The following is a 26,278-nucleotide window of genomic DNA, read 5'->3' on the forward strand; positions in this document are numbered from 1 at the left end:
GCAAATCCGCCAAAGCGGATTACAGTTAAAGCATGCCGTCGCACAAGAACGGCCGGTATCGACCCTGATCTGTGAGGAAACACCGTATGCCGTGGACAAGCTCCGAATCGCGTTACAGCACCGTGTCGGTCCTGTTGCACTGGCTGATGCTGGTGTTGTTGGTGCTGGTCTACGCCAGCATGGAATTTCGCGGCATCTTTCCCAAGGGCAGTGGCGGGCGCACGCTGATCCGCGAAGTGCATTACATGCTCGGCCTGACCGTGTTCGTGCTGGTATGGTTTCGCCTGCTCGCGCGCAGCCTCGGCCCGGCGCCGAAGATCTTCCCGGCTTCGCCGCAATGGCAGACCGTGCTCGCGCGGCTGATGCACTGGGCGTTGTACCTGTTCATGATCAGCATGCCGATTCTCGGCTGGCTGATCACCAGCGCCGAGGGGCATCAGGTGATGTTCTACGGTTTCGACCTGCCGCTGCTGGTGAGTGAGGACAAGGCCTACGCCAAGCAAGTGGAGCACTGGCATGTGCTGATCGCCACCATCGGGTACTGGCTGATCGGCCTGCATGCGCTGGCGGGGATTTATCACCATTACGTGGTGGGCGATAACACGCTGCTGCGGATGATGCCCAAACGCGGCTAAAACGCTTTTGGAACAGCTGGATTCATTGTGAAGAGGGGATTTATCCCCTCTTCACAATAAATCCACTCATGACAGAAATACGCTGCAATCAGGGGACGCGGTTGAATCCCCGGCGCCCTTGCAATCCGCCGGTATGGACGAAAATCAGCCGAGTGCCGCAGGCAAATCCGCCCGCCTCGACGTGACTCTTGAGCGCCAATAACGCCTTGGCGGTGTAAAGCGGTTCCAGCGGCACACCGCTCGCCTGCTCGCTACGGTCGATAAATTCAAGCAGTCCGGCATCGACCTTGGCAAAACCGCCACGACAGGCATCGATCAATTCATACCCTGCATTGGCCATCCCTGCTTCCTGGAGGATTGCCTCAACCTGCGGCGCCACACCGTGAGCCTCCGGCACCGCCAACGCGCCATACACCGGGTGCTCACCGCCCTCGGCCAGCACCAGCCCCGCCAATGTCGTCCCCGTGCCGCAAGCCAGCCACCAACCGTGGTAATCGCTCCAGCCCAGATTGCGCAATTGCGCATCGACCTGAACCTTAAGCGCTGCGCAGCCCAATGCCCCGGGTATTCCGCCGCCTCCCTCAGGCACCGCTTGCAATGTCGGGTACTGCACCTGCCACGGCTGCCAGAAACCCGGCTCGTGCCGCGCGCGGTAACCGGCGTAACCCAACCAGTGCAGCTGCATGCCGAAGTCTTGCAGATCCTTTACGGTCGGAGTGTCTTGCGGATGACCGCGCAGCAGGCCAACGGTTTTGAAGCCGAAGCGTTTGCCTGCTGCAGCCAATGCGTGCAGGTGATTGGAGTGAGCGCCGCCGAGGCTGATGATGCCGTCGGCACCGGTACGGTCGGCGGCGTTGAGGTGTTCGATGAGCTTGAACCACTTGTTGCCGCTGATCAGCGGGTCGATTTGGTCCAGGCGCAGGATCGCCACTTCAACATTGGCGGCGGCCAGCCAGTCGAGCGAGAGTAATTCGAGAGGGGCTTGGGGTAGCCAATCGGAGGGAGGCAAAAACATGAGCGTCGATTCGATCTGGACAGAGCCAGCATTCTAGTCGCTCATAAGCAGCCATCGCGAGCAGGCTCACTCCTACATTTGAAATGCGTCCACCTGTAGGAGTGAGCCTGCTCGCGATAGCCATTGGCACGCTAGGCCTGCGAAATCAAAGTTCGGCTGCCAGACGCGAACCCTGATTGATCGCCCGCTTGGCATCCAGCTCCGCCGCCACGTCCGCGCCACCAATCAAATGCACGTTCTGCCCGGCCGCCACCAGACCGTCCTGCAACTCACGCAACGGGTCCTGCCCGGCGCAGATCACGATGTTGTCCACCGGCAGCACTTGCGGCTCGCCGGTTTCGCCGATGCGGATGTGCAGGCCTTCGTCGTCGATTTTCAGGTATTCAACGCTGTTAAGCATCTGTACCTGCTTGTTCTTCAAACCGGTCCGGTGAATCCAGCCAGTGGTCTTGCCCAGGCCGTCGCCGACTTTGGAGTTCTTGCGTTGCAGCAGGAACACCTCGCGGGCCGGCGCATGAGGCTGGGCCTTGATGCCGGCCACGCCGCCGCGTGCTTCCAGATGCGTATCGATACCCCACTCTTTCCAGAACGCTTCACGGTCCAGGCTGGTGGCAACCCCTTCGTGAACCAAATACTCCGAGACGTCGAAACCAATACCTCCGGCGCCAATCACTGCGACGCGTTTGCCCACCGGTTTACGCTCGAGGATCACGTCCAGGTAGCTCAACACCTTGGCGTTGTCGACGCCGGGAATTGCCGGGGTACGCGGCGCGATGCCAGTGGCAAGGATGATCTCGTCGTAACCGCCGGCGACCAATTGCGCCACGTCCACGCGGGTGTTCAGGCACACCTCAACATTGGTGGTCTGCAACTTGCGGTTGAAGTAGCGAAGGGTTTCGAAGAACTCTTCCTTGCCCGGCACGCGCTTGGCGATGTTGAACTGACCACCGATTTCGCTGGCCGAATCAAACAACGTCACCTGATGGCCACGCTCCGCAGCCACGGTTGCAGCGGACAGACCCGCAGGGCCGGCACCGACCACGGCGATTTTCTTGATCTGCTGCACCGGCAGGTAATTGAGCTCGGTTTCATGGCAGGCCCGCGGGTTAACCAGGCAACTGGTCAACTTGCCGCCGAAGGTGTGGTCCAGGCAGGCCTGGTTGCAGCCGATGCAGGTATTGATTTCATCGGCGCGGCCAGCGGCAGCCTTGTTGACGAAGTCCGGGTCCGCGAGGAACGGCCGCGCCATGGACACCATGTCGGCATCGCCTTCGGCCAGAATCTGCTCGGCGATTTCCGGGGTGTTGATACGGTTGGTGGTGATCAGCGGAATGCTCACCGAGCCACGAAGCTTGGCCGTGACCTTGCTGAACGCCGCTCGCGGCACTTTGGTGGCGATGGTCGGAATCCGCGCTTCGTGCCAGCCAATGCCAGTGTTGATGATGGTCGCGCCGGCCTGCTCGATGGCTTTGGCTAGCGTGACGATTTCTTCCCAACTGCTGCCACCTTCCACCAGGTCGAGCATCGACAGGCGGTAGATGATGATGAAGTTCGGACCGACTGCTTCGCGTACGCGGCGGACGATTTCTACCGGCAGGCGCATGCGGTTTTCGTAGCTGCCACCCCAACGGTCGGTGCGGTGGTTGGTGTGGGCCGCGAGGAACTGGTTAATGAAATAACCTTCGGAACCCATGATCTCGACGCCGTCGTACTCGGCGGTTTGTGCCAGCACCGAGCAGGTGACGAAATCGCTGATCTGCTTCTCGATGCCTTCCTCGTCCAGCTCTTTGGGCTTGAACGGGTTGATCGGCGCCTGGATCGCACTTGGTGCGACTTGCTTTGGGCTGTAGGCATAACGACCGGCGTGGAGGATCTGCATGCAGATCTTGCCACCCGCCTCATGCACCGCGCGGGTGACGATCTGGTGCTTGAGGGCTTCTTCCTCGGTGGTCAGTTTGGCCGCGCCGGAGTAAACGCCGCCCTCATCGTTCGGGCCAATACCGCCCGTGACCATCAGGCCAACGCCGCCTCGGGCACGCTCGGCAAAATACGCCGCCATGCGCTCGAAGCCACCGGGCTTTTCCTCAAGCCCGGTGTGCATCGAGCCCATCAGGGTGCGGTTGCGCAGCGTGGTAAAACCCAGGTCCAGCGGGGCCAACAGGTGCGGGTAATGAGCGGCGGCCATCGGTAACTCCACATCGAGCGATCACGGAAAAAGTGCAGGAGCTCTTCGGCCCCCGTCAGTCATGTTGGACAGACTAAGAGTCGCGCCGCCGTCTCTCAATGACCGTAACTGACAACTTATTGATCCAAATGTGCAGCGCCCCTTGGCAAGCGTCGGCGTGGGCCCTACCCTAGTCGACGAATCCCGCACACGGCCGTTGACTGCTTTCCCATGCGTAAACTTCTGTACCTGACATTTTCCATGGCGTTGATCGCCGCCCTCACGACCTACGCCATGTGGGCCGCGGACCGTCCGGCGGGTCATTACCTGTCGGACCTGCGAATCAATCTGGCGGTCGATCAAGGCACACCGGCCGATCGCGGCAACCTGCTGGGTATCCAGCCCGAGCTGTTCCCCACCGACTACCAAAGCCCCGAGCGCCTGCACCGCAAGCTCGCGGCCTATCTGCAAAAAGCCCAGGACCAGGGCCTGCTGAATGAAAAAACCATCGTCGTGCTGCCGGAACATGTCGGCACCTGGCTGATGGTCAGCGGCGAGAAAGATGAGCTGTACCAGGCCAGCACGCTCCAGGAAGCGATGAACTGGCTGGCGGCGAGCAATCCATTGCAGTTCGTCCGCGCCCTGATTAGCGCCAAGGGCGCCAGCCGTCTCGATGATGCCCACCTGCGCATGAAAGCCAAAAGCATGGCCAAGGATTACCAGGCTCTGTTTGGTGGTTTGGCGAAAGAATTCCACGTGACGTTGGTAGCCGGCTCCATCGTGCTGCCAGAGCCCAGCGTTATCGATGGCACGTTGAAAATCGGCCACGGCGCACTGTTCAACAGCAGTGTGGTGTTCGGTCGCGACGGTTTGCCGATCGGCCAGCCGCAGCGGCAGATGCACCCGATCTTCGATCAGCGCGATGTACTGGAAGCCGAAGATAAACACGCGATCAACGTTGTTGATACCCCGGCCGGACGCCTGGGCATCTTGATCGGCAGCGACAGTTGGTACCCGGACAACTACCGCAAACTCGACGAACAAGGCGCGCAACTGGTGGCGGTCCCGGCGTACATCGTCGGCCACGGAACCTGGGACAAGCCGTGGCGCGGTTACAAGGGCCTGTCGACGCCAAGCTCCGTCAGCCTCAAGGCCGGCGAACTCAGCGAAGGCCAGGCCTGGCATCGCCTGACCCTGATCGCCCAACCACCCAGCAGCCAGGCCATCGCCGGCATCAGCGTGTTCCTGCGCGGGCAGTTCTGGGACAAGGGCAGCGCCGGTCAGAGCTTTCTCAGCGCCAACGGCCAGCACTCCGCCGACAGCAATGTCCGGGGTGCGCGCCTGTTGAACCTCTGGTTATAAACGATGAAACCGCTGCCGATGCGCCTCGGGGATCTGTCGGTGGGCTTTGTTCATAGCCTGGCCGACGCTGTGCGCAGCCATGGCGCTGACCCTCAGCCATTACTCGACCAGTACGGCCTCGACGCCGCTCGCTTGAGCGAAGCAGGCGCCCGGCTCTCTATCCCGCGCTATATGCGCCTGGGCCACGGGGCGATTCAACTGACCGGTGACCCGGCGCTGGGCTTGCGCATGGGTCAACTCAGTCGCTTGAGTCAGGCGGGCCTGGCCGGTGTCACCGCCGCCCAGGCCCCGACGGTGCGGGAAGCGGCGCGTTGCCTGATTCGCTTCGAAGCCTTGTACGGGTCCAACTATCGCGGCCAGTCGAGTTTCCACGAAGACGCCCGGGGCGCATGGCTGCGGTTCTATTCCATCAGCCCTTACAACGCCTACAACCGCTTCGTGGTGGACTCGATCATCGCAGGCTGGTTGCAGCAATTGTCCAGCGTAAGCCCTGCCCCGCTGCGGGCCGAACGCATCGAGATCGAATTCGAAGAAACGCAGTATAGAGAAGCCTACAACGTGTTTGATTGCCCGATCCAGTTCGGCGCCGAACACAATCAATTGCGTCTGAGCCTGGCCAGCCTCGCCCAGCGCAACCCGCAACATTGCCCGAGCACCTGGCGGCACCTGCTGCAATTATGTGAACGGGAACTGGAGCAACTGACACGCACCCGTAGCCTGCGTGAACGCATCACTCAGTTACTGGGGCCGTTGCTCAACGGTGGCCGGGAACCCGACCTGGAAGAAGTGGCGGCACGCCTGAAGCTGCCCACCTGGACCTTGCGTCGCAAACTCGCCGAGGAAGGCACGCAGTTTCGTGCAATTCTCAACGACACGCGCCGCGACCTGGCCATGACCTACATCCGCGATACCGAACTGGCGTTCGGGGAAATCGCTTATCTGCTCGGCTTTGCCTCAGCCGAAGCCTTTCAACGGGCCTTCAAACGCTGGAACGGCCAGACACCCGGCGAATTTCGCCGCAGTCATCGCAAAACGGCATAAGAGCAACTGCAAGCCCACAGCCACAAGCGGCAAGCAAACCCTTACAGCTCGGTAGCGTCTTCCGCAGGCTCTGGCGGATCCAGTTCAAAGGCCTGGTACTCGAGCAGTTCTTCTTGGTAATCGTCCATCGTGTAATCCCCCGTACTGCTCGCTGAAAAATGGCCTGATCAATCGACCCGTGCCCCGAGCATAAAGTGCCCGTATGAAGGAAAAATGAAACACGGCCTTCATCAATAAAACGTAGCAGACGGTCAGGAATTTATCGCGGGACTTTTGTCCGGAGAATGTAACGAAATACTCGCGTAGGAGCTGCGGCACGCTGCGATCCGTTGATCTTGTTTTTAGGACAAGATCAACAGATCGCAGCGTGCCGCAGCTCCTACACGGGATCGGATCACTGGCCGGACGCAGGCATCGCCGGGATCGGCTCGGACGGCGGTGGGATGTCCGGGTTGGCCGGCGGAGTGATGGTCTCCGCGGCAGGAGCTGGTTCAGCGACTGGCGCCGGGGTGATCGGCGCCGTCTCTGCCGGCGGAACCACCGGCTCCGAACTCACCGGCGCCACTTCGGCCGGGGCCGGAGCTGGTTCAGCAGCCGGAGCAGGCGTTGCTGCAGGCTCGGCGGCTGGCGTCGGCACCAATGCCGCCGGCGCTGGCGCAGGAGCAGCTTTGGGTTCAGGTACGCCCAGGTCAGTTTTAGGCTTCTCGACGATGTGCGCCGCTTTCTTCGCTTCCGGCGGCAGGAACAACTCCACCAGAGTAAAGAAACGCTCGTAGAACTTGGCCGAGGACACGGTTTCGCTGGCGACCTTGACCATCGAATCATCGGAGGAGCCGATCGGCATCGACACCGAGCCCAACACGCCTACACCGAGGCTGGCAGAGTTGTTGGTCTTCTTCAGCGCGTAGCGGTCCTGCAAGGCGTTGGCGAACATGGTCGCGTGGTGCCCCTCGGTGCCGTCATCGGCACAGACCACACTGAAGCTGATCTCCATGTGGGTCTCGCCAGTCTGCTGGAAGCTCTTGTGCCCGCTGACCAGTTTCGGATCGCTGCTGGTGATGATATAGCCCTGGCTGAGCAAGGCGCGACGAGCGGCTTCGCAGGTCTGTGCATCGCTCACCGGGTAGTTGCGTGAAAACGTTCCGGAGTCGTCGAAGTTCTCATGCTCATAGATGGCGGCTTTTTTCGACGAACAACCGGCAGCAGCGGCTAGCACCAGCGCCAGCCCGACGACACGCATGGGAATTGACTTAAACATTGAACATCCTGAGGGGAAACGGTCCGGGGCGTATTGTGCTACAGAACGATGCTTAGGTGCGCATCGATTAGTGTCTTAAAACGGTTACAGGTGTGTTGACCGTTATATGCAGGAAAAGTCGCGCGGGGTTGTGGATTCCCGATGGACAGGGGCAAAAATCAAAAGATCGCAGCCTTCGGCAGCTCCTACGCGTCTGTGGGTGCCGCCGAAGGCTGCGATCTTTTGCTTCACCCACAAAAAACCCCAGCCTTTCGGCCGGGGTCCTTGTGTCGCGCAAAACTCAGTCAGCCATCAGTAACGCTTGATGTCAGCTTCGCTTTCCAACTGCTTGCGGTAGGCCGCAAAGTCTTGCTGGCCAACACGCGAAGCGAGGAAGCGACGGTATTGAGCCTTCTCTTCATCGGTCGGCGCTGTGGCTTCGTTCACGCCGTTAAGACGCACGATCACCAGGCTACCATCGGCCAGGGTCACGCTGCTGAACGTCGGCTTGTCCTTGGCGGCTGGCTTAGGCATGCGGAACAGCGCTTGCAGCACGGTTGGGTCAACCCCTTCCTGCGCACGAGTGGCTGCTGCGGTGACTTTCCAGTTCTGGCCGTCGATCGCCTTGTCCAGCGGTGTCTTGCCATCGCGCAGGCTGGCGATCAGCTCATCAGCCTTGGTCTTGGCGGCAGCACTGGCGTGCTCCTTGGCCAATTGCGTGCGGATGCTGGCAGCCACGCTTTCCAACGGCAACTGCGAAGGCTTCAAATGCTCTTTGGCATGCAGCACGATCACGGTTTCCGGGTCCAGTTCGATGGCGGTGCTGTTGGCACCTTCATCCAGTACTTCTTGACTGAACGCTGCAGTGACTACGGCACGGTTGGCCGCAACACCTTCGCCACCTTCACGACCGAACGGTGCGGAAGTGTGAACGGTCAGTTTCAGGTCCTGCGCTGGCTGGGCCAGGTCAGAAGCTTCGAACGCGGAGTCTTCCAGTTGCTTGCTCGCCTCAACGAAACGCTGCTCGACCTGCTGGGTTTTCAGCTCGCGGGTCAGCTTGCCTTTGAGGCTGGCAAACGTTGGAACTTCCGGCGCTTCAACACCCAACAGCTTGATCAGGTGGAAACCGAAGTCGGTACGAATTGGCTGGGATACTTGATCCTTGGTCAACGAGTACAGGGCTTTTTCGAACGCTGGATCGTAGACACCAGGACCGGCGTAACCGAGGTCACCACCGTTGTTCGCCGAACCCGGATCCTGGGAGAATTCCTTGGCCAGAGCCTCGAATTTCTCGCCTTTGGCCAGACGCGCCTGAACTTCTTCGATCTTGGCCTTGGCTTGCGCCTCGGTGACCTTGTCGTTCACTTCGATCAGAATGTGCGCAGCCCGGCGTTGTTCGGCCAGGTTGGCGGTTTCTTTCTGATAGGCCGCTTGCAGGTCTTCGTCTTTAACGCTGATTTCGTCGAAGAAGGAAGCCTTCTTCAACTCCAGGTAATCGATGACCACCTGATCCGGCGTCATGAATTCCTTGGCGTGCTCGTCGTAGTAAGCCTTGACCTCATCGTCGGTCAGCTTCACAGCTGCCGGGTCAACCTTGATGTTCAAGGAAGCGAAATCGCGAGTCTGTTTTTCCAGACGGGCGAAGGCCAGAACCTGTGCGTCGGTGACAAAACCACTACCCGCCAGGCCAGCGCGCAGCTGACCGATCAGCATTTCCTGAGCCAGCATCTGGCGGAATTGCATGCGGCTGTAGCCCAACTGACGAATCACCTGGTCAAAACGCTCAGAACTGAACTTGCCGTCAGCCTGGAATTCAGGCGTCTGCAGGATCACTTGGTCCAAAGCAGCTTCGGAGAAAGCGAATTTCGATTTCTCTGCGCCTTGCAGCAGCAGTTTGCGATCGATCAGGCCTTTGAGGGCCGATTCGCGCAGCATTTTTTCGTCGAGCAAGGAAGCGTCGAAATCCTTACCAAGCTGTTGCATCAGCTGACGGCGTTGCATGTCGACAGCCTGGCTCAGCTCGTTCTGGCTGATCTCTTCGCCGTTGACCTTGGCCGCATCATTGCTGTGCGTCGTGGCCTTGAAAATGGCATCGAAACCGGTCAAAGCCATCAGTGCAACGATGACCCCGATAATGGTCTTGGCAATCCAGCCTTGTGAATTGTCCCTGATATTCTGCAGCATGCGTCCCCCAGAAACGGTTGAACTTCAAAGTTAGGCAACCGTGGAGCGTGGGTAGAATCCGGATAGAAGAAAGGCGCATCCGAGGATGCGCCTTCTCGTAACTGACGGAGCGGACCGAGGGCTCGAACATGCGACCCTCGGTGTCTCAGATCAGCGATATGCTGACTGGACTACCGCTCCGCTGCCAGGTCAGGCATGACCCCGACCCGGATAGGCAAAAACCTGAATCGAACTTAGTTGACAGCTTCTTTCAGTGCTTTACCGGCTTTGAAACCTGGTTTTTTAGCAGCTGCGATTTCCAGCGTCTTACCGGTCTGTGGGTTACGACCAATGCGAGCTGGACGATCAGTTACGGAGAAAGTACCGAAACCAACCAGAACAACAGAGTCGCCAGCCTTGAGAGCGCCAGTGACGGATTCGATTACAGCGTCCAGCGCACGGCCAGCAGCAGCTTTCGGGATATCAGCGGATGCAGCGATAGCATCAATCAGTTCCGACTTGTTCACTCTAAGTCCCCTTATATCTATTTTGAGTATGATTCTAAGTTTTTTGGTGAAAGCAAAAACGAGTGCTGAATGGCCTACAGACACTTAAGAGCCGCTTTATAACAAGGGCTCTAAAAAGCTGTCAAGGAAGCCCCCCAGGCAAATGCGTACTAATGCGTGCTAATTCTTTCCTTAGAGTCAGACTCGCGTTTTTCATCCTTTGCAACTATCTCAGGAGCCACATCCGGTAAGGGCTCCGGCGCGTATTGCAGCGCAATTTGCAGGACCTCGTCAATCCATTTAACCGGTTTAATCTGTAGATCTTGCTTGATATTGTCAGGAATTTCCTTCAGATCGCGTACGTTCTCTTCAGGAATGATCACCGTCTTGATCCCGCCACGGTGTGCAGCGAGCAGTTTTTCTTTCAAACCGCCGATCGCCAATACCTGGCCACGCAAGGTGATTTCGCCGGTCATGGCGACGTCTGCGCGTACAGGAATCCCGGTCAATGCTGACACCAGGGCCGTGCACATGCCTACACCAGCGCTAGGGCCGTCCTTCGGGGTCGCCCCTTCCGGCATATGGATGTGCGTGTCGCGCTTCTCGTGGAAGTCCAGGGGGATCCCCAGGCTCTTGGCACGGCTGCGGACAACGGTCAGGGCTGCGGTGATCGATTCGACCATCACATCACCCAGCGAACCGGTCTTGATCAACTGGCCTTTACCCGGTACGACGGCAGCCTCGATGGTCAGCAACTCACCGCCCACCTGAGTCCACGCCAGGCCGGTCACTTGACCGATCTGATCCTGGGATTCAGCCAGGCCGTAGCGGAATTTACGCACACCCAGGAAGTGTTCCAGCATCTCGGCGGTGACTTTCACCGAGAAGCGTTTCTCCATTGCATGCTCTTTGACCGTCTTGCGGCAAACCTTGGCAATCTGGCGCTCAAGCCCCCGTACACCGGCTTCGCGAGTGTAATAGCGGATGATGTCGCGGATCGCTTCGGCTTCGAATTCCAGCTCGCCTTTCTTCAAGCCGTTGGCAGCAATCTGCTTGGGCGAGAGGTATTTGACGGCGATGTTGATCTTCTCGTCTTCGGTGTAACCCGGCAGACGAATCACTTCCATCCGGTCCAGCAGCGCCGGTGGAATGTTCATGGAGTTGGAGGTGCAAAGGAACATCACATCGGATAGGTCGTAGTCGACTTCCAGATAGTGATCGTTGAAATTGTGGTTCTGCTCAGGGTCGAGCACTTCCAGCAACGCCGACGCCGGGTCACCGCGCATGTCGCTGCCCATTTTGTCGATTTCATCGAGCAGGAACAGCGGGTTGCGAACCCCCACCTTTGTCATCTTTTGAATCAATCTTCCTGGCATCGAACCGATGTAAGTACGGCGATGACCACGAATTTCCGCTTCATCACGCACACCACCGAGGGCCATACGGACGAATTTGCGGTTAGTGGCGTGAGCAATCGACTCCGCCAAGGAGGTTTTACCAACCCCTGGAGGACCGACCAGGCACAACACCGGACCACGAATTTTCTTCACGCGCTTTTGCACGGCGAGGTATTCGAGGATGCGTTCTTTGACTTCGTCCAGACCGTAGTGGTCGGCGTCGAGAATGTCTTCTGCACGGGCAAGGTCCAGACGCACCTTGCTCTGAGCCTTCCACGGCACCTGAACCAGCCAGTCGATGTACGAACGCACCACTGTCGCTTCCGCAGACATTGGCGACATTTGTTTCAGCTTGTTCAGTTCGCCCTGGGCCTTGGCCAAGGCATCTTTGGGCAGGCCAGCGGCATCGATGCGCTTTTTCAGCTCTTCGATTTCGTTGTGGCCTTCCTCGCTGTCGCCGAGCTCTTTCTGAATGGCCTTCATCTGCTCATTCAGGTAGTACTCGCGCTGACTGCGCTCCATCTGTTTTTTGACGCGACCGCGAATACGTTTTTCGACTTGCAGCAGATCGATCTCGGCATCCAGCAACGCCAGAACGTGCTCGACCCGGGCCGACAAATCGATAATTTCGAGGATTTCCTGCTTCTGCTCGATCTTCAGGGCCATGTGCGCGGCCATGGTGTCGACCAGGCGGCCTGGCTCGTCGATGCTATTGAGCGAGGACAGGACTTCAGCCGGGACTTTCTTGCCCAACTGCACATATTGTTCGAACTGAGCCAGCAGGCTGCGAACGAACACTTCCGATTCACGTTCCGGCGCGTCGACTTCGTCAATCAGCGAGACTTCGGCACGGCAGTGACCGTCCACTTCGCTGAAGCGCTCCACGGCGCCCCGCTGCTCACCTTCGACCAGAACCTTGACGGTGCCGTCAGGCAGCTTGAGCAGTTGCAGAACGGTCGCGATGGTACCTACGCGATAAAGTGCTTCTTCACCGGGATCGTCGTCAGCAGGGTTTCTCTGAGCCAGCAGAAGGATCTGCTTGTCGCCCGTCATCGCAGCCTCGAGGGCTTCGATGGATTTCTCGCGCCCCACGAACAGCGGGATAACCATGTGCGGATAAACCACAACATCACGCAATGGCAGGAGAGGCAATTCGATGGTTGTCTTCATGATTTCGCCTCTACGGCGGCCATAAGGCCGTAAACAGATGGAAGTAAGCTTGAAACCAAGATGGGGGCTGCTTTCAAAAAAAACAAGCGCAAAGAGGGTGTTAAAACGCTTTAAAAGAAAAGGGGCCCGAAGGCCCCTCCTTTATTCCAGCAGCGCGACGCTTAAGCGTCTGGCGCAGCCTTGGCAGTCGGCTCACTGTTTTCGTAGATATACAGTGGCTTGGACTTGCCTTCGATAACGCTTTCATCGATCACTACTTTACTCACCTCGGACTGCGAGGGGATTTCATACATAGTGTCGAGCAATACACCTTCGAGAATCGAACGCAGTCCACGGGCACCGGTCTTGCGTTCCAGGGCACGTTTGGCGACCGATTTCAGTGCGTCGGCCCGGAATTCCAGGTCCACGCCTTCCATCTCGAACAACTTGGCGTACTGCTTGGTCAGAGCATTTTTCGGCTCGGTGAGGATCTGCATCAAAGCAGCCTCATCAAGCTCGTCCAGCGTGGCAAGTACCGGCAGACGGCCGACGAATTCCGGAATCAGACCAAACTTGACCAAATCGTCAGGCTCGACTTCACGCAGGGATTCACCGACTTTCTTGCCTTCTTCCTTGCTGCGCACTTCTGCGTTGAAACCGATGCCACCCTTGGTGGAACGGTTTTGAATGACTTTCTCCAAACCGGAGAACGCACCACCGCAGATGAACAGGATGTTACGGGTGTCGACCTGCAGGAATTCCTGCTGCGGATGCTTGCGACCACCTTGTGGCGGAACGGAAGCGACCGTGCCTTCGATCAACTTGAGCAAGGCTTGCTGCACGCCTTCACCGGAAACATCCCGGGTGATCGACGGGTTGTCAGACTTACGCGAGATCTTGTCGATCTCATCGATGTAGACAATGCCCATCTGGGCTTTTTCTACGTCGTAATCGCACTTCTGCAGCAGCTTCTGAATGATGTTCTCGACATCTTCACCTACATAACCCGCCTCGGTGAGGGTGGTTGCGTCGGCGATGGTGAACGGAACGTTCAGCAAACGAGCCAGTGTTTCGGCAAGCAGGGTTTTACCCGAGCCTGTCGGGCCGATCAGCAAGATGTTGCTTTTGCCAAGTTCGACGTCGTCATTCTTTTTGTCACGCTGGTTCAGGCGCTTGTAGTGGTTGTACACCGCTACGGCCAGAACCTTCTTCGCACGTTCCTGACCAATTACATACTGATCAAGGATGCCGCTGATTTCTTTAGGCGAAGGCAATTTATGCGCGCTGCTCTCGGCCTGGGCTTCCTGCACCTCCTCACGGATGATGTCGTTGCACAGGTCGACGCACTCGTCGCAAATAAAGACCGAGGGGCCGGCAATCAACTTACGCACTTCATGCTGGCTTTTGCCACAGAAGGAGCAATAGAGCAGCTTGCCGTTGTCCTCGCCGTTGCGGGTGTCAGTCATTCGTTCGATCCAAATCCGATAGGCTTGCAACACAAGATGAAGGCTATTGCGGGCTTTTTCAAGCCCGCTGGTGATCGGAGCAGCCGACCTAGCCTATTTTGAGCTGCTTATTTTAAGCGGGGCGCTGGCTGATCACTTCATCGATCAACCCATACTCACGCGCAGCTTCTGCACTCATGAAGTTATCGCGGTTGGTGTCACGCTCGATTTCTTCAAGAGTGTGCCCGCTATGCTTGGCCATCAGCGTGTTGAGACGCTCACGAATGAAGAGGATTTCCTTGGCATGGATTTCGATATCCGACGCCTGGCCCTGGAAACCGCCCAATGGCTGGTGAATCATCACACGCGAGTTCGGCAGGCAGAAACGCTTGCCAGGGGCACCGGCCGTCAGCAGGAACGCGCCCATGCTGCACGCTTGACCGATACAGGTGGTCGACACGTTTGGCTTGATGAACTGCATGGTGTCGTAGATCGACATGCCCGCCGTCACCGAACCGCCCGGGGAGTTGATATAGAGATGGATGTCCTTGTCCGGGTTTTCCGCTTCAAGGAACAGCAGTTGCGCACAGATCAGGTTGGCCATGTAGTCCTCTACCGGGCCAACCAGAAAGATCACTCGCTCCTTGAGAAGGCGCGAGTAAATGTCGTAAGCGCGCTCGCCACGAGCAGACTGCTCGACAACCATCGGGACCAGGCCGCCTGCGGCCTGGATATCAGAGTTCTGCTGAATATACGAATTACGGAACATGCTCTGCAGTCACTCCCAAATAGTTATGTCTTGAATACGCATAAGCCAGCACGAAGGCTGGCTTATGGTGATTACTTCTTACCGCAAAAAGCGATCAGTCGGCTTGTGGAGCTTCTGCCGGCTTGACTGCTTCTTCGTAAGAGACCGATTTGTCGGTCACGTTAGCCTTCTGCAGAACAGTATCCACAACTTGTTCTTCCAGCACAACCGAACGGACTTCGTTCAGTTGCTGGTCGTTCTTGTAGTACCAGGACACAACCTGCTCAGGCTCTTGGTAGGCCGAAGCCATTTCCTGAATCATTTCGCGAACGCGGGCTTCGTCTGGCTTGAGGTCGAATTGCTTGACCACTTCAGCCACGATCAGACCCAGAACAACGCGGCGCTTGGCTTGTTCTTCGAACAGCTCGGCCGGCAGTTGGTCAGGCTTGATGTTGCCGCCGAACTGCTGAACAGCCTGCACGCGCAGACGGTCAACTTCGTTGGACAGCAGAGCCTTAGGCACTTCGATCGGGTTGGTGGCCAGCAGACCGTCCATTACCTGATTCTTGACCTTGGATTTGATCGCCTGACGCAGTTCGCGCTCCATGTTCTTGCGAACTTCGGTGCGGAAGCCTTCCAGACCAGTTTCCTTGATGCCGAATTGAGCGAAGAATTCTTCGTTCAGCTCTGGCAGTTTTGGCTCGGAAACAGTGTTCACGGTAACGGTGAACTCAGCGGCTTTGCCAGCCAGGTCGAGGTTCTGATAGTCCTCTGGGAAGCTCAGGTTCAGAACGCGCTCTTCGCCGGCTTTAGCGCCAACCAGACCGTCTTCGAAACCAGGGATCATGCGGCCGGAACCGATAACCAGCTGAGTGCCTTTGGCGGAACCGCCAGCGAACACTTCGCCGTCAACCTTGCCAACGAAATCGATGTTCAGTTGGTCGTCGTTCTGAGCAGCGCGATCGGCCACTTCGAAACGGGTGTTCTGCTTGCGCAGCACGTCCAGCATTTTGTCCAGATCAGCGTCAGCCACGTCAGCGCTCAGGCGCTCAACGGCGATACCGTCGAAACCGGCTACAGTGAACTCCGGGAACACTTCGAAAATTGCGACGTATTCCAGATCTTTGCCAGCTTCGATCGACTTAGGCTCGATCGAAGGAGCGCCAGCCGGGTTCAGCTTCTGCTCAACAACAGCTTCGTAGAAGGAGGACTGGATCACATCGCCTACGGCTTCCTGACGTGCATCAGCGCCAAAGCGACGCTTGATTTCACTCATTGGCACTTTGCCTGGACGGAAGCCAGCAATCTTGGCCTTTTGCGCGGTCTGCTGCAGACGCTTGTTGACCTGAGTCTCGATGCGCTCAGCCGGCACGGTGATGCTCATGCGGCGCTCAAGAGCAGAAGTATTTTCAACAGAAACTTGCATGGATATTCCTCGTTGCACAGACGTTAGCCGGCCGTTTCCGACCCCAGAATCAAGGGCATGCATTCTAGTGGGTCAAACTCAAGAAGTCACCCTACTGAAAACGGGTAAAAAAGCAGCAGGCAATTTATAGGCGAGGGACAAACGGTTGCGCCTCGCCCTGTTAGCAAATACAGCCAATGAAACCAGGGCTCTGCACCAACCCTTCTATATAGAAGAAGTTGCCAATTATCTCCCTGACAGCCGATCTTGCGAGCAAGGCCGGCGGGTGGCGCGGCATCATCGAGAAACATAAATACGACGAAACACCCCGCCCCTGCGACCCAGAACCTGCAGCCGCTGATCACTCGAACCGCTAAAACAAAAAAGGCGCCAGACTGTTAAATCTGGCGCCTCTCGAAATATGGGGTGGACGAAGGGGATCGAACCCTCGACAACGGGAGTCACAATCCCGTGCTCTACCAACTGAGCTACGCCCACCATAGTGCCTCACAAAGAAGCCAAAAAACTTCCTTGCTGCGCCCCCTTCAAGCCAACGGCCTGAGTGAAGCTGTATTTGGTGCGGATGAAGAGACTCGAACTCTTACACCTTGCGGCGCTGGAACCTAAATCCAGTGTGTCTACCAATTCCACCACATCCGCGCTTGAAGCTTTTAAAGCAAAGGCGCCAGACTATTAATCTGGCGCCTTTTAAAATATGGGGTGGACGAAGGGGATCGAACCCTCGACAACGGGAGTCACAATCCCGTGCTCTACCAACTGAGCTACGCCCACCATATTGCGCTACTTGTGCCAAAGCTGCCTAATGGCGCACCCGGCAGGACTCGAACCTGCGACCATCCGCTTAGAAGGCGGATGCTCTATCCAGCTGAGCTACGGGCGCCTTATTAATCTGTACTCTTGGAGGACTACAAACTAAGTGCTTCCAGTCTTGCAGAACCGTAATCCCGCTCGACCTTCTCATCCAGTGCTAGGCTGTGCCCGACAAGTGCGACGAATAGTATAGAGCGCCCCAAAGGCAGTCAAATCCTTTTTAAAAAAAATTCATTTAATTAAAGGGCTTAGAGGAATTTGCAGACCAAGCGCCTTTGCCCTCACCTCTTGGCATGCGAGAATGCGCTCTCTTTTTTTCCCCTCTCGATGGTTAACCACGCGCAATGACTGCACAACTAATCGACGGCAAATCGATCGCCGCCAGCCTGCGCCAGCAGATCGCCAAACGAGTTGCCGAACGTCGCCAGCAAGGCCTGCGCACCCCCGGCCTCGCGGTGATCCTGGTCGGCAGCGATCCTGCCTCTCAGGTTTATGTCTCGCACAAGCGTAAAGACTGTGAAGAGGTCGGCTTCCTTTCCCAGGCTTACGACCTGCCTTCTGAAACCACTCAAGAAGCACTGACCGATCTGATCGATCGCCTGAACGACGACCCGGCAATTGACGGCGTTCTGCTTCAACTTCCTTTACCTGCCCACCTGGACGCGTCCAAATTGCTGGAACGCATTCGTCCGGATAAAGACGTCGACGGTTTTCACCCTTATAACGTCGGTCGCCTGGCTCAACGCATTCCGCTGCTGCGCCCCTGCACCCCTAAAGGCATCATGGCCCTGCTGGAAAGCACCGGTGTGGATCTTTACGGGATGGACGCAGTGATTGTCGGTGCCTCCAACATTGTTGGTCGTCCAATGGCGATGGAACTGCTGCTGGCGGGCTGCACCGTCACCGTCACCCACCGCTTCACCAAGGATCTGGCAGGCCACGTCGGCCGCGCCGATCTGGTCGTGGTTGCTGCCGGCAAGCCGGGCCTGGTCAAGGGTGAGTGGATCAAGGAAGGCGCGATCGTGATCGACGTCGGCATCAACCGTCAGGAAGACGGCAAACTGGTCGGTGACGTAATCTACGAAACCGCCCTGCCCCGCGCCGGCTGGATCACCCCGGTACCGGGTGGCGTCGGCCCGATGACACGTGCCTGCCTGTTGGAAAACACTCTGTACGCAGCCGAAACCCTGCACGTCTGAAGCGTATTTTCGGCAATACAAAAACCCCGCCCTGTGCGGGGTTTTTCATATCTGAGAAAAAACTATAACCGTTCGCCGGAAACCCCTCTTTTTACAGGCCTTTTCACGAGATTTTCAGGTCAATCAAACAACCATCGACAGTTCTTCAGCCATACTCCTAAAATGCGTCGCTTTTTAAGAAATAGCCCGTTACAAAAACGGCATATCCACCCTTATGAGTTCGCCCGCGTGAAAATCCGTCTTTCCATCCTGAGCCTATTTTTTGCATTTACAGGGACTGTTATCACGCCAATGTCCGATGCTGCGGAGACCACCGCAGCACCCCGAGACGCCTCACAATTGAAGATTGCTTCCGGCAGCGCTTTGCTGATGGATTTGCAGACCAATAAAATCATTTATTCCAACAACCCGGACGTGGTTGTACCGATCGCCTCGGTCAGCAAGCTGATGACCGGCCTGGTGGTGGTTGAAGCCCATCAGAACATGGAGGAATACATCAACGTCGATATCAGCCACACACCGGAAATGAAAGGTGTGTTCTCCCGGGTCAAGCTCAACAGCGAGCTGCCACGCAAGAAGATGCTGCTGATCGCCCTGATGTCCTCAGAAAACCGCGCCGCCGCTACCCTCGCCCACCACTACCCGGGCGGTTACGTCGCGTTTATTGCGGCAATGAACGCCAAGGCCAAGGCATTGGGCATGAGCAGCACTCACTTCGTCGAACCGACCGGGCTTTCCCCGCGTAACGTCTCGACGGCCCGCGACCTGAGCAAATTGCTGATCGCCGCCCGTAAGTATCCGTTGCTGACCGAACTGACTACCACCAAGGAAACGACTGTCTCGTTCCGTAAACCCAACTACACCTTGGGCTTCCACAACACCGATCATTTGGTGAACAAGGCCAACTGGGATATCAAAATCACAAAGACCGGCTTCACCAACGACGCTGGCCACTGCCTGGTATTGGTCACCACCATGGCCAATCGCCCGGTTGCCCTGGTGATTCTCGATGCGTTCGGCAAGTACACGCACTTTGCCGATGCCACGCGGATCCGTAGCTGGGTCGAAACCGGCAAGAGCGCCAGCGTTCCAGCGGTAGCTCAGCAATACAAAGCGGAGAAAAACCTCAAGTCGCGCCAGAGCGGCGTGGTTGAAGCCTCGAAGTAGTCCAGCACACCATCGGATATCCCCTCACCTGTGGCGAGGGGATTTATCCCCGCTCCACAGCTAAGTGAATAGTGCCTCTTAACAAGGGGACATCCACTGTCCCAGTGAGAAGTCTCACGACCTGAAAGACTCAATCATTCGGCAATGGCATCTGATCATCATCAGGAATGCCATCCCCCTTGCTCGGATCGCGCACAGAATCCGGCGTCAGTACATTCGGCCGCGCCAGCGGATCACGCAGCGGACTGTCAGGATCCAGCACCGGATCAACCTCTGTCTCGGGCGTTGTCGGCACACTGTCGGGTTTTTGATCATCAAAGCTTGAATCGGTACTCATACGCACCTCACATCAAGGTTTCAGATTGGCTAACGGGTCATAGGGCTTGGCCGGCTTCTTGTCGTCCTCACCCGGCTTCACGTCTTTGGGTGCTTTGGCCGGGCCGACGGGATCGACCTGCGGATCATCGAGATCCGGCGAATCCGGATCGAAACCTAAATCGTCGCCCGTAGAGTGTTCGGACGAATGAGGGCCTTTTGGGGATGGGGAATCTGCCATGCTCGCCTCCTGATGCACCCGCGAAATCGGGTTATAGAGGTAAGAGGCCTGCCAGGCACAGACGTGCCCGGCAGATGACGAACGGAAACTCAGTGCGCAGCCAACGCCTTCCTGGCCTGAGCAGCTTCGTTTTCCTGACCGGCCTGCGCCAGCTCATCGGCGGCTTTGAGCCAACGCTGACGGTCGACGGCCGCGGGAATCTGCGACGGTTTCTGTATCAGAATGGCCCAGCCGCCAGCGTCCTTGAAGGACGACTCAAATGAACTGAAGCTCATCAGCAACCGATGGTTCATCCCCGAACGCAACAACACCGTCTGCTTATGACGGTTGTACCCGGCAAGGATGGCGTACCGCGGCTCGGCCCAGAACGCCGAGCCTTCGGTGAAACGCACCATCACCGGATAACCGGCCGCGACCTGGGTCAATAGCGCAGGCAGATTGCTGTCGACGGGATAGACCACCATGCCGTACTCGCGGGCCAGATTCTGCATGTTCTGCTGCAACTGCGCCTCGGCGCCCGGCAAATGCAGGGGCTTTTCGAGCAACCCTGGCGTAATCACGACACCTTGCTGGGACAGCAGGCTGGCCAGGACTTGTGGCCCGCTTTCATTGGCCTTGCCCCGGTAGAACGTACCGCTGAGCTCCACACGTTCCGGCAGACGCTTGACCTCAGGCGCCACGCTACCGGCGCAACCCGCCAGCCCGGCCACGCAGCCCATTACCAGTACCGCAGCTCGAATTCGAGAAAATACCCGCACCATCATCACTCTCTTGTTCAGACGCCAGGCAACCGTACTCCCGGCTTGGCTGTTGATCATAGGATGCCGCGCCGCAGCGGTATAGCCTTAAGCGGTAGTCGTTTGCTTTCGATAGAGCGAACGGGTTGGTGACAGGAGACCTTTGGTCAATAGCCTGAAACATGGCAGCGACTAGACTGTCATTTGAATAGCGTGTACGCCCGCAGCAGGGCAAAGAGGAGGCACCGATGAGCCTGACATTGACAATCGTAATGCTGATATCCGGCTGGCTGACCGTCGCCGCCGCCATGTTGTGGGGAGTACTGCGCATTACCCGACGTCACTATCATCACCCGGTGCAATCGGCGCCCGCGGCGAAAGCCGACCAACCAGCGACACGTCCCGCCACCGCGCACTAAGGACAGCCGAACAAAAACGGCCGCCTGGGCTCTTTCGAGCACAGGCGGCCGTTTCTTTTTCAGCGCCGGTTAAGCTTCAGCAGTCAGTCGCTTCTGCTTTGCCCGCCGGGACATCATGTTCAGCCCCTCAATCGTTGCCGAGAATGCCATGGCAGCGTAGACGTAGCCTTTCGGTACGTGGGCGCCGAAGCCTTCGGCGATCAGCGTCATGCCGATCATGATCAGGAAGCCCAGAGCCAGCATTACCACGGTCGGGTTGTCGTTGATGAACTTGGCCAGCGGGTCAGCAGCCAACAACATCACCAGCACCGACACCACCACCGCGATGATCATGATCGGCAAATGCTCAGTCATGCCGACGGCAGTGATGATGCTGTCGATGGAAAACACCATGTCCAGCATCAGGATCTGACCAATCGCCGCCGCAAAGCCCAGGCTCACGCCAGAGGTGGCCGACTTCGGATCTTCCGGCGCCGGGTCCATGCTGTGATGGATCTCGGTGGTTGCCTTCCACAACAGGAACAGGCCACCGGCGATCAGGATGATGTCCTTCCAGGAGAACACCTGGCCGAGGATATCGATAACCGGCTCAGTCAACTGCACGATGAAAGCGATGGTGCTCAACAGCGCCAGTCGCAGGATCAGTGCCATGCCGATACCGATACGCCGCGCCTTCTGGCGGTGCTGCATCGGCAACTTGTTGGTCAGGATCGAGATGAAAATCAGGTTATCGATGCCGAGCACGATCTCCATGACGATCAACGTGGCCAGGGCGACCCAGGCGGTGAGGCTTGCAGCAAGTTCTAAAAGGTATTCCATGGGTCAGTCCTGACTCGTTTTAAGACGGTTTAGATTTCCTGGGACGAAGATTCGGTTTTTTCCGACTCTTTCTCCGGTTGTTCTTTCTTGCCAATCAGCCCGCCGGAGGCATCGCTGATCGCTTGCTCTGCGGCTTTATGCGTATCGTCGATGGCCTGCTTGGCGGTTTCGGCGGCTTTGCCCATCAGTTGCTGGGCACTCTTTTCTGCCTGGTCGCAACCGGCCAATACCAGTAAAGACGTGATCAACAGCGCCGTAGCGGTAAGTTTCATGGGGCTTTCCTCGATAGAACGGACAAGCGCGAAAAGGCGCGCTGTCGATAGCGAGGCATTCTAGGGAGACAAACACTTCAGGAAAATTCGTATTTTTAGCGGTTATACTTCGGTTTATACGAACTCATAACTTCTGGAACTGAACACTTGATGTGTAGGAGCTGCCGAAGGCTGCGATCTTTTGATCTTTTAAAAGCAAAGATCGCAGCCTTCGGCAGCTCCTACGGGGGGATGTTGGCACATGCTGAATTATCGACAGCTGCATTACTTCTGGGTGGTGGCCAAGACTGGCAGCATCGTGCGCGCCTGTGAGCAGCTAAACCTGACGCCGCAGACCATCAGCGGGCAGATTTCCTTGCTCGAACAAACCTACGGCATCGAATTGTTTCGGCGGGTCGGGCGCAATCTGGAACTCACCGAGGCCGGGCGCCAGACCTTGCCGTATGCCGAGCAGATGTTCCAGCTCGGTGGAGAGTTGGAGTTGATGCTCCGCGCCCAGCCCAATGAACAACAGATTCTGTTTCGGGTCGGCGTGGCGGACGTGGTGCCCAAATCCATCGTCTATCGGCTGATCGCGCCAACCATGGAGTTGAGCGAGCCGCTGCGCATCACTTGCCGCGAGGACAAACTGGAACGTTTGCTCGCCGACCTGGCGATCCAGCGCCTGGACCTGGTGATCTCCGACAGCCCGATGCCTTCGCACCTGGACATCAAGGGCTACAGCCAGAAGCTCGGGGAATGCGGGATCAGCTTCTTCGGGACTCCAGAACTGGCGGCGCAGTACGGTCAGGACTTCCCCCGTAGCCTGCACGGCGCACCCTTGCTGATTCCCGGGGCGGAAACAGTGGTGCGCAGTCGTTTGCAACGTTGGTTTGCCGAGCAGCAGATTCAACCGCGTATCGTTGGGGAGTTCGACGACAGCGCGCTGATGCAGGCCTTCGGCCAATCCGGCAGCGGGATTTTTATCGGCCCGAGCGTGATTGCCGACGAGGTGAAACGCCAATACGGCGTGGAGTTGATCGGCCAGACCGACGCGGTCACCGAGTCGTTCTACGCCATTTCGGTGGAGCGCAAGGTCAAGCACCCCGGCATTGTGGCGATTACCGAAGGTGCCCGACGCGAGCTGTTTACCGCGTTATGAGGCCTCTGCGCACACTTCGCGCGGCTTGAGTGTCATCAACACCATGGCGAGGAATACCGAGAGCAAAATGAATCCGGCGGCAGCAAAGCCGAGGAAGCCCAGACCAACAGCGTTGATCACCCGGCCGCCAACCATGGCGCCCAAACCGATCCCCAGGTTGGCCCCGGCAATGTTCAGCGACGCAGCAAAGGCCGGCGCCTCAGGCGCAGCCTTCATCAAACGCACATGGCTGACCAGGAACAGCGCAGCCTGAGTGATCCCCCAAATGCCCATCGCCGCCGCCAGACCGAGCGGCGACTGAATGTTCGGCACCAAGGCAATCAGGCCGGCAATCAAGAACGCGCAGAACATCATCGACGCGATCAGCGGATGACGATCCACCGCGCGGCCGCCCCACCAGTTGCCGATCAACCCCACCGCACCGAAGCCCATCAGGCACCAACCCACCAGCGTGCCGTTGAAACCGGCCAGGCGTTCAAGAATGTCCGCCAGGTAGGTATAAGCAGTGAACATGCCGGTAAACACCAGGATCGACAGCAGCACATGACCGATCATCAACGGGCTGCGCAGGATTTTGAACTGTGAACGAAAGCTCACCTGATTCTGATGCAGGATGGTTCTCGGCAAGTAGATATACAGCAGCAAGGCTTTGGCAAACGCGATCACTGCCAAAATGCCGAAGGCGCTGCGCCAGCCGAATGCATCGGAAATCAGCGTGCCCACCGGAATACCGAACACCATCGCGCAGACAATCCCGAAACCGATCTTGGAAATGGCCCGCCCGGCATGATCCGGTCCGGAGATGTCCACCGCTGTCTCACTGGCCAAAGCCCAGAACACCGGCAACCCCAACGCCGGGATTAACCGGGCGAAAGCCATCACCCAGATATTCGGCGCTAATGCCGCAACGGTGTTGGCCACGCCGAACATGATCAGAATCGAGATAAACAGCTTGCGCCGCTCGAACCTTGCGAAGTACGCAGTCAGGAACGGGCCAAACGCGGCCACGGTGAAGGCGAACAAGGTCACCAGCAATCCCGCCTGGGGAATCGTGACGTCCAGGTCCCGAGCGAGCGCCGGCAACAGGCCGACGATGATGAACTCTGTGGTCAGCACCGTGAAACCGGCGGCAGACAACAGAAGAATGGGCAGAAGCATGTGGAACTCCAGAAAAACGACGACGCCAGCGACAGCCTGAAGGCCCACTGGCGGATTTGAAAATGAGGATGGTGAATCTTATCAGAGTGTTTCCGACAGCGGTGGCTCAGCTCGGACATATCCGCTTAAACAACCGGGCGGCAGATCGTCACAGGTCTGAAGGATCAAGACTACCCTGTGATAAAGTCCGCGCCCTGCGATTCGTACACCCTGTTCATCGGCCAGTTTTTTGGCATTGATGTCGCGTTACCCCCTCGGTTCTTTTCATGTGGCCTGCCCGGCTTGTTGCTGCATGACCCACGGAACCCTGCACCCAAAAAAATCAGAGATACCGTTATGAGCGCTTCATCCCCTTCCCTATTGCACCGTTTGAAACGCACCAGCCTGGTCACGCAGATCATCATCGGTTTGATCGCAGGCATTGCCCTGGCCCTGTTCGCCCCTGAAGTGGCGAAGTCCACCGCGTTCATTGGCAAAGTCTTTGTGTCGGCCCTGAAAGCCGTTGCGCCGATTCTGGTGTTCGTGCTGGTCATGGCCTCGATCGCCAACCATAAGCACGGTCAGGAAACCCACATCCGGCCGATTCTGTTTCTGTACTTGCTGGGCACCTTCGCCGCTGCCGTGGTCGCGGTCGTCGCCAGCACGTTGTTCCCGTCGACGTTGGTCCTGGCGACGCACGATGTTGCGGTGACCGCACCAGGCGGCATCAGTGAAGTCCTGCAAAGTCTGCTGCTGAGCGTGGTCGACAACCCGGTCAGCGCGCTGATGAATGCCAACTTCATCGGCATTCTGGCGTGGGCGATCGGCATGGGTGTTGCCATTCGCCATGCCGGTGACACGACCCGCGAGGTACTCGGCGACTTATCCAACGGCGTGACCTTGATCGTGCGCCTGGTAATCCGTTTCGCGCCGCTGGGGATATTCGGGCTGGTGGCTTCGACCCTGGCCACCTCGGGCTTCGGCGCCTTGATCGGCTACGTGCACCTGCTGGCGGTATTGCTGGGCTGCATGGTGTTTGTGGCGTTGGTGATGAACCCGATCATCGTGTTCTGGAAACTGCGCCGCAACCCGTATCCGCTGGTGCTGATGTGCCTGCGGGAAAGCGGCATCACCGCGTTTTTCACCCGCAGTTCGGCGGCGAACATTCCGGTCAATCTGGAATTGAGCAAACGCCTGGGCCTGCACGAAGACACCTACTCGGTGTCGATCCCGCTCGGCGCGACCATCAACATGGCGGGCGCGGCGATCACCATTACTGTGCTGACCCTGGCCGCCGTGCATACGCTGGGGATTGCCGTGGACATTCCGACCGCTATTTTGCTCAGCGTCGTCGCGGCAATCTGCGCATGTGGCGCCTCGGGTGTGGCGGGCGGTTCGTTGTTGCTGATTCCGCTGGCGTGCAGCCTGTTTGGGATTCCGAGTGAAATCGCCATGCAGGTGGTGGCCGTGGGTTTCATCATCGGCGTGCTGCAGGACTCGGCGGAGACGGCGTTGAATTCGTCCACCGATGTGTTGTTCACCGCCGCGGCGTGTTTGGGTGAAGACGAAAAAGCGCAGCGCACGGCGTGACCCTGTAGGAGTGAGCCTGCTCGCGATTGCGGAATGTCAGACAAGTACCCGCTGGCTGACACACCGCGATCGCGAGCAGTCTCGCTCCTGCACAAAAGCAATAAAAGCCCGCCAAGGCGTAAACCTTGGCGGGCTTTTTTGTA

The 26,278-nt window shown here is 57.8% G+C and carries 23 protein-coding genes and 4 tRNA genes; 8 read left to right on the plus strand and 19 right to left on the minus strand.

All coding sequences use genetic code 11. The features are described from left to right. Positions 1-86: 86 nt before the first annotated feature. Positions 87-635 carry a cytochrome b gene (locus tag JFT87_RS22660; protein WP_201204708.1) on the plus strand — a complete coding sequence of 183 codons (549 nt, stop codon included), beginning with the start codon at positions 87-89 and terminating at the stop codon, positions 633-635. A gap of 88 nt (positions 636-723) precedes the next feature. Here JFT87_RS22660 and JFT87_RS22665 read toward each other — a convergent pair whose 3' ends face one another. Further along, on the minus strand, positions 724-1,650 hold the full coding sequence (locus JFT87_RS22665) for a 1-aminocyclopropane-1-carboxylate deaminase/D-cysteine desulfhydrase (protein WP_201204709.1): 927 nt from the start codon (positions 1,648-1,650) through the stop codon (positions 724-726). 145 nt (positions 1,651-1,795) lie between these two features. After that, positions 1,796-3,835 carry an NADPH-dependent 2,4-dienoyl-CoA reductase gene (locus JFT87_RS22670; protein WP_201204710.1) on the minus strand — a complete coding sequence of 680 codons (2,040 nt, stop codon included), beginning with the start codon at positions 3,833-3,835 and terminating at the stop codon, positions 1,796-1,798. Between the two features lie 210 nt (positions 3,836-4,045). Here JFT87_RS22670 and JFT87_RS22675 point away from each other — a divergent pair, with 210 nt between their 5' ends. Then, positions 4,046-5,176 carry a carbon-nitrogen hydrolase family protein gene (locus JFT87_RS22675; RefSeq protein ID WP_201204711.1) on the plus strand — a complete coding sequence of 377 codons (1,131 nt, stop codon included), beginning with the start codon at positions 4,046-4,048 and terminating at the stop codon, positions 5,174-5,176. 3 nt (positions 5,177-5,179) lie between these two features. Then, positions 5,180-6,217, plus strand: a complete 1,038-nt coding sequence (locus JFT87_RS22680; protein ID WP_201204712.1) for an AraC family transcriptional regulator — start codon at positions 5,180-5,182, stop codon at positions 6,215-6,217. Between the two features lie 394 nt (positions 6,218-6,611). Here JFT87_RS22680 and JFT87_RS22685 read toward each other — a convergent pair whose 3' ends face one another. From JFT87_RS22685 to JFT87_RS22735, 11 genes are all read right to left on the minus strand, one after another. Further along, on the minus strand, positions 6,612-7,475 hold the full coding sequence (locus tag JFT87_RS22685; RefSeq protein WP_201204713.1) for a DUF2242 domain-containing protein: 864 nt from the start codon (positions 7,473-7,475) through the stop codon (positions 6,612-6,614). 291 nt (positions 7,476-7,766) lie between these two features. Continuing rightward, positions 7,767-9,638 (minus strand): SurA N-terminal domain-containing protein, encoded by a 1,872-nt coding sequence (locus tag JFT87_RS22690; protein WP_201204714.1) that lies wholly within the window; start codon positions 9,636-9,638, stop codon positions 7,767-7,769. Positions 9,639-9,871: 233 nt separating this feature from the next. Next, the gene (locus JFT87_RS22695) at positions 9,872-10,144 is read right to left on the minus strand and encodes an HU family DNA-binding protein (protein ID WP_002552737.1); all 273 of its coding nucleotides are present in this window, start codon (positions 10,142-10,144) and stop codon (positions 9,872-9,874) included. Between the two features lie 149 nt (positions 10,145-10,293). Then, on the minus strand, positions 10,294-12,690 hold the full coding sequence (gene lon / locus JFT87_RS22700) for an endopeptidase La (RefSeq protein WP_201204716.1): 2,397 nt from the start codon (positions 12,688-12,690) through the stop codon (positions 10,294-10,296). A gap of 161 nt (positions 12,691-12,851) precedes the next feature. Further along, positions 12,852-14,135, minus strand: coding sequence for an ATP-dependent Clp protease ATP-binding subunit ClpX (clpX, locus tag JFT87_RS22705; protein WP_007901798.1), 1,284 nt, complete (start codon positions 14,133-14,135; stop codon positions 12,852-12,854). Positions 14,136-14,247: 112 nt separating this feature from the next. Further along, positions 14,248-14,883, minus strand: coding sequence for an ATP-dependent Clp endopeptidase proteolytic subunit ClpP (clpP, locus tag JFT87_RS22710; protein ID WP_054053844.1), 636 nt, complete (start codon positions 14,881-14,883; stop codon positions 14,248-14,250). A 94-nt stretch (positions 14,884-14,977) separates the two neighbouring features. Then, entirely contained in the window at positions 14,978-16,288 is a 1,311-nt protein-coding gene (gene tig, locus JFT87_RS22715) for a trigger factor (protein WP_201204718.1), read from the minus strand. Between the two features lie 401 nt (positions 16,289-16,689). Further along, positions 16,690-16,765: transfer RNA gene (locus tag JFT87_RS22720), tRNA-His, on the minus strand. 77 nt (positions 16,766-16,842) lie between these two features. Further along, positions 16,843-16,927: transfer RNA gene (locus JFT87_RS22725), tRNA-Leu, on the minus strand. A 56-nt stretch (positions 16,928-16,983) separates the two neighbouring features. Continuing rightward, positions 16,984-17,059, minus strand: a tRNA-His gene (locus JFT87_RS22730). A gap of 32 nt (positions 17,060-17,091) precedes the next feature. Continuing rightward, positions 17,092-17,168: transfer RNA gene (locus JFT87_RS22735), tRNA-Arg, on the minus strand. A 274-nt stretch (positions 17,169-17,442) separates the two neighbouring features. Between JFT87_RS22735 and folD the strand changes: the two genes are divergently transcribed. Together folD and pbpG are read left to right on the plus strand one after the other, a co-directional pair. Beyond that, complete coding sequence (gene folD, locus JFT87_RS22740; protein ID WP_201204720.1) at positions 17,443-18,297, plus strand: bifunctional methylenetetrahydrofolate dehydrogenase/methenyltetrahydrofolate cyclohydrolase FolD; 855 nt, start codon at positions 17,443-17,445, stop codon at positions 18,295-18,297. 228 nt (positions 18,298-18,525) lie between these two features. After that, positions 18,526-19,464, plus strand: coding sequence for a D-alanyl-D-alanine endopeptidase (pbpG, locus tag JFT87_RS22745; RefSeq protein WP_201204722.1), 939 nt, complete (start codon positions 18,526-18,528; stop codon positions 19,462-19,464). A gap of 130 nt (positions 19,465-19,594) precedes the next feature. Here the strand turns inward: pbpG and JFT87_RS22750 are convergent, their stop codons facing one another. From JFT87_RS22750 to JFT87_RS22760, 3 genes are all read right to left on the minus strand, one after another. Then, the gene (locus JFT87_RS22750; protein ID WP_201204724.1) at positions 19,595-19,801 is read right to left on the minus strand and encodes a hypothetical protein; all 207 of its coding nucleotides are present in this window, start codon (positions 19,799-19,801) and stop codon (positions 19,595-19,597) included. Between the two features lie 12 nt (positions 19,802-19,813). Beyond that, positions 19,814-20,020 (minus strand): DUF6021 family protein, encoded by a 207-nt coding sequence (locus JFT87_RS22755; protein WP_201204726.1) that lies wholly within the window; start codon positions 20,018-20,020, stop codon positions 19,814-19,816. Between the two features lie 89 nt (positions 20,021-20,109). After that, positions 20,110-20,838 carry a peptidase C39 family protein gene (locus JFT87_RS22760; RefSeq protein ID WP_201204728.1) on the minus strand — a complete coding sequence of 243 codons (729 nt, stop codon included), beginning with the start codon at positions 20,836-20,838 and terminating at the stop codon, positions 20,110-20,112. A 167-nt stretch (positions 20,839-21,005) separates the two neighbouring features. Between JFT87_RS22760 and JFT87_RS22765 the strand changes: the two genes are divergently transcribed. Beyond that, positions 21,006-21,176 (plus strand): hypothetical protein, encoded by a 171-nt coding sequence (locus tag JFT87_RS22765; RefSeq protein WP_201204730.1) that lies wholly within the window; start codon positions 21,006-21,008, stop codon positions 21,174-21,176. Between the two features lie 69 nt (positions 21,177-21,245). Here the strand turns inward: JFT87_RS22765 and JFT87_RS22770 are convergent, their stop codons facing one another. Further along, positions 21,246-21,995, minus strand: a complete 750-nt coding sequence (locus JFT87_RS22770; protein WP_201204732.1) for a TerC family protein — start codon at positions 21,993-21,995, stop codon at positions 21,246-21,248. Between the two features lie 29 nt (positions 21,996-22,024). Next, entirely contained in the window at positions 22,025-22,267 is a 243-nt protein-coding gene (locus JFT87_RS22775; RefSeq protein ID WP_201204734.1) for a hypothetical protein, read from the minus strand. Positions 22,268-22,508: 241 nt separating this feature from the next. On the opposite strand from JFT87_RS22775, the gene nhaR reads away from it, so the two are divergent. Beyond that, entirely contained in the window at positions 22,509-23,408 is a 900-nt protein-coding gene (nhaR, locus tag JFT87_RS22780; protein WP_201204736.1) for a transcriptional activator NhaR, read from the plus strand. On the opposite strand, the gene JFT87_RS22785 is transcribed toward nhaR, so the two are convergent. Then, positions 23,403-24,566, minus strand: coding sequence for an MFS transporter (locus JFT87_RS22785; protein ID WP_201204738.1), 1,164 nt, complete (start codon positions 24,564-24,566; stop codon positions 23,403-23,405). The two genes, nhaR and JFT87_RS22785, sit on opposite strands and share 6 nt — an antisense overlap. Positions 24,567-24,902: 336 nt before the next feature. Here JFT87_RS22785 and sstT point away from each other — a divergent pair, with 336 nt between their 5' ends. Then, positions 24,903-26,135 carry a serine/threonine transporter SstT gene (sstT, locus tag JFT87_RS22790; RefSeq protein ID WP_201204740.1) on the plus strand — a complete coding sequence of 411 codons (1,233 nt, stop codon included), beginning with the start codon at positions 24,903-24,905 and terminating at the stop codon, positions 26,133-26,135. Positions 26,136-26,278 lie beyond the last annotated feature (143 nt).

The sequence above is a fragment of the Pseudomonas sp. TH15 genome, from assembly GCF_016651105.1.
Lineage (GTDB): Bacteria > Pseudomonadota > Gammaproteobacteria > Pseudomonadales > Pseudomonadaceae > Aquipseudomonas.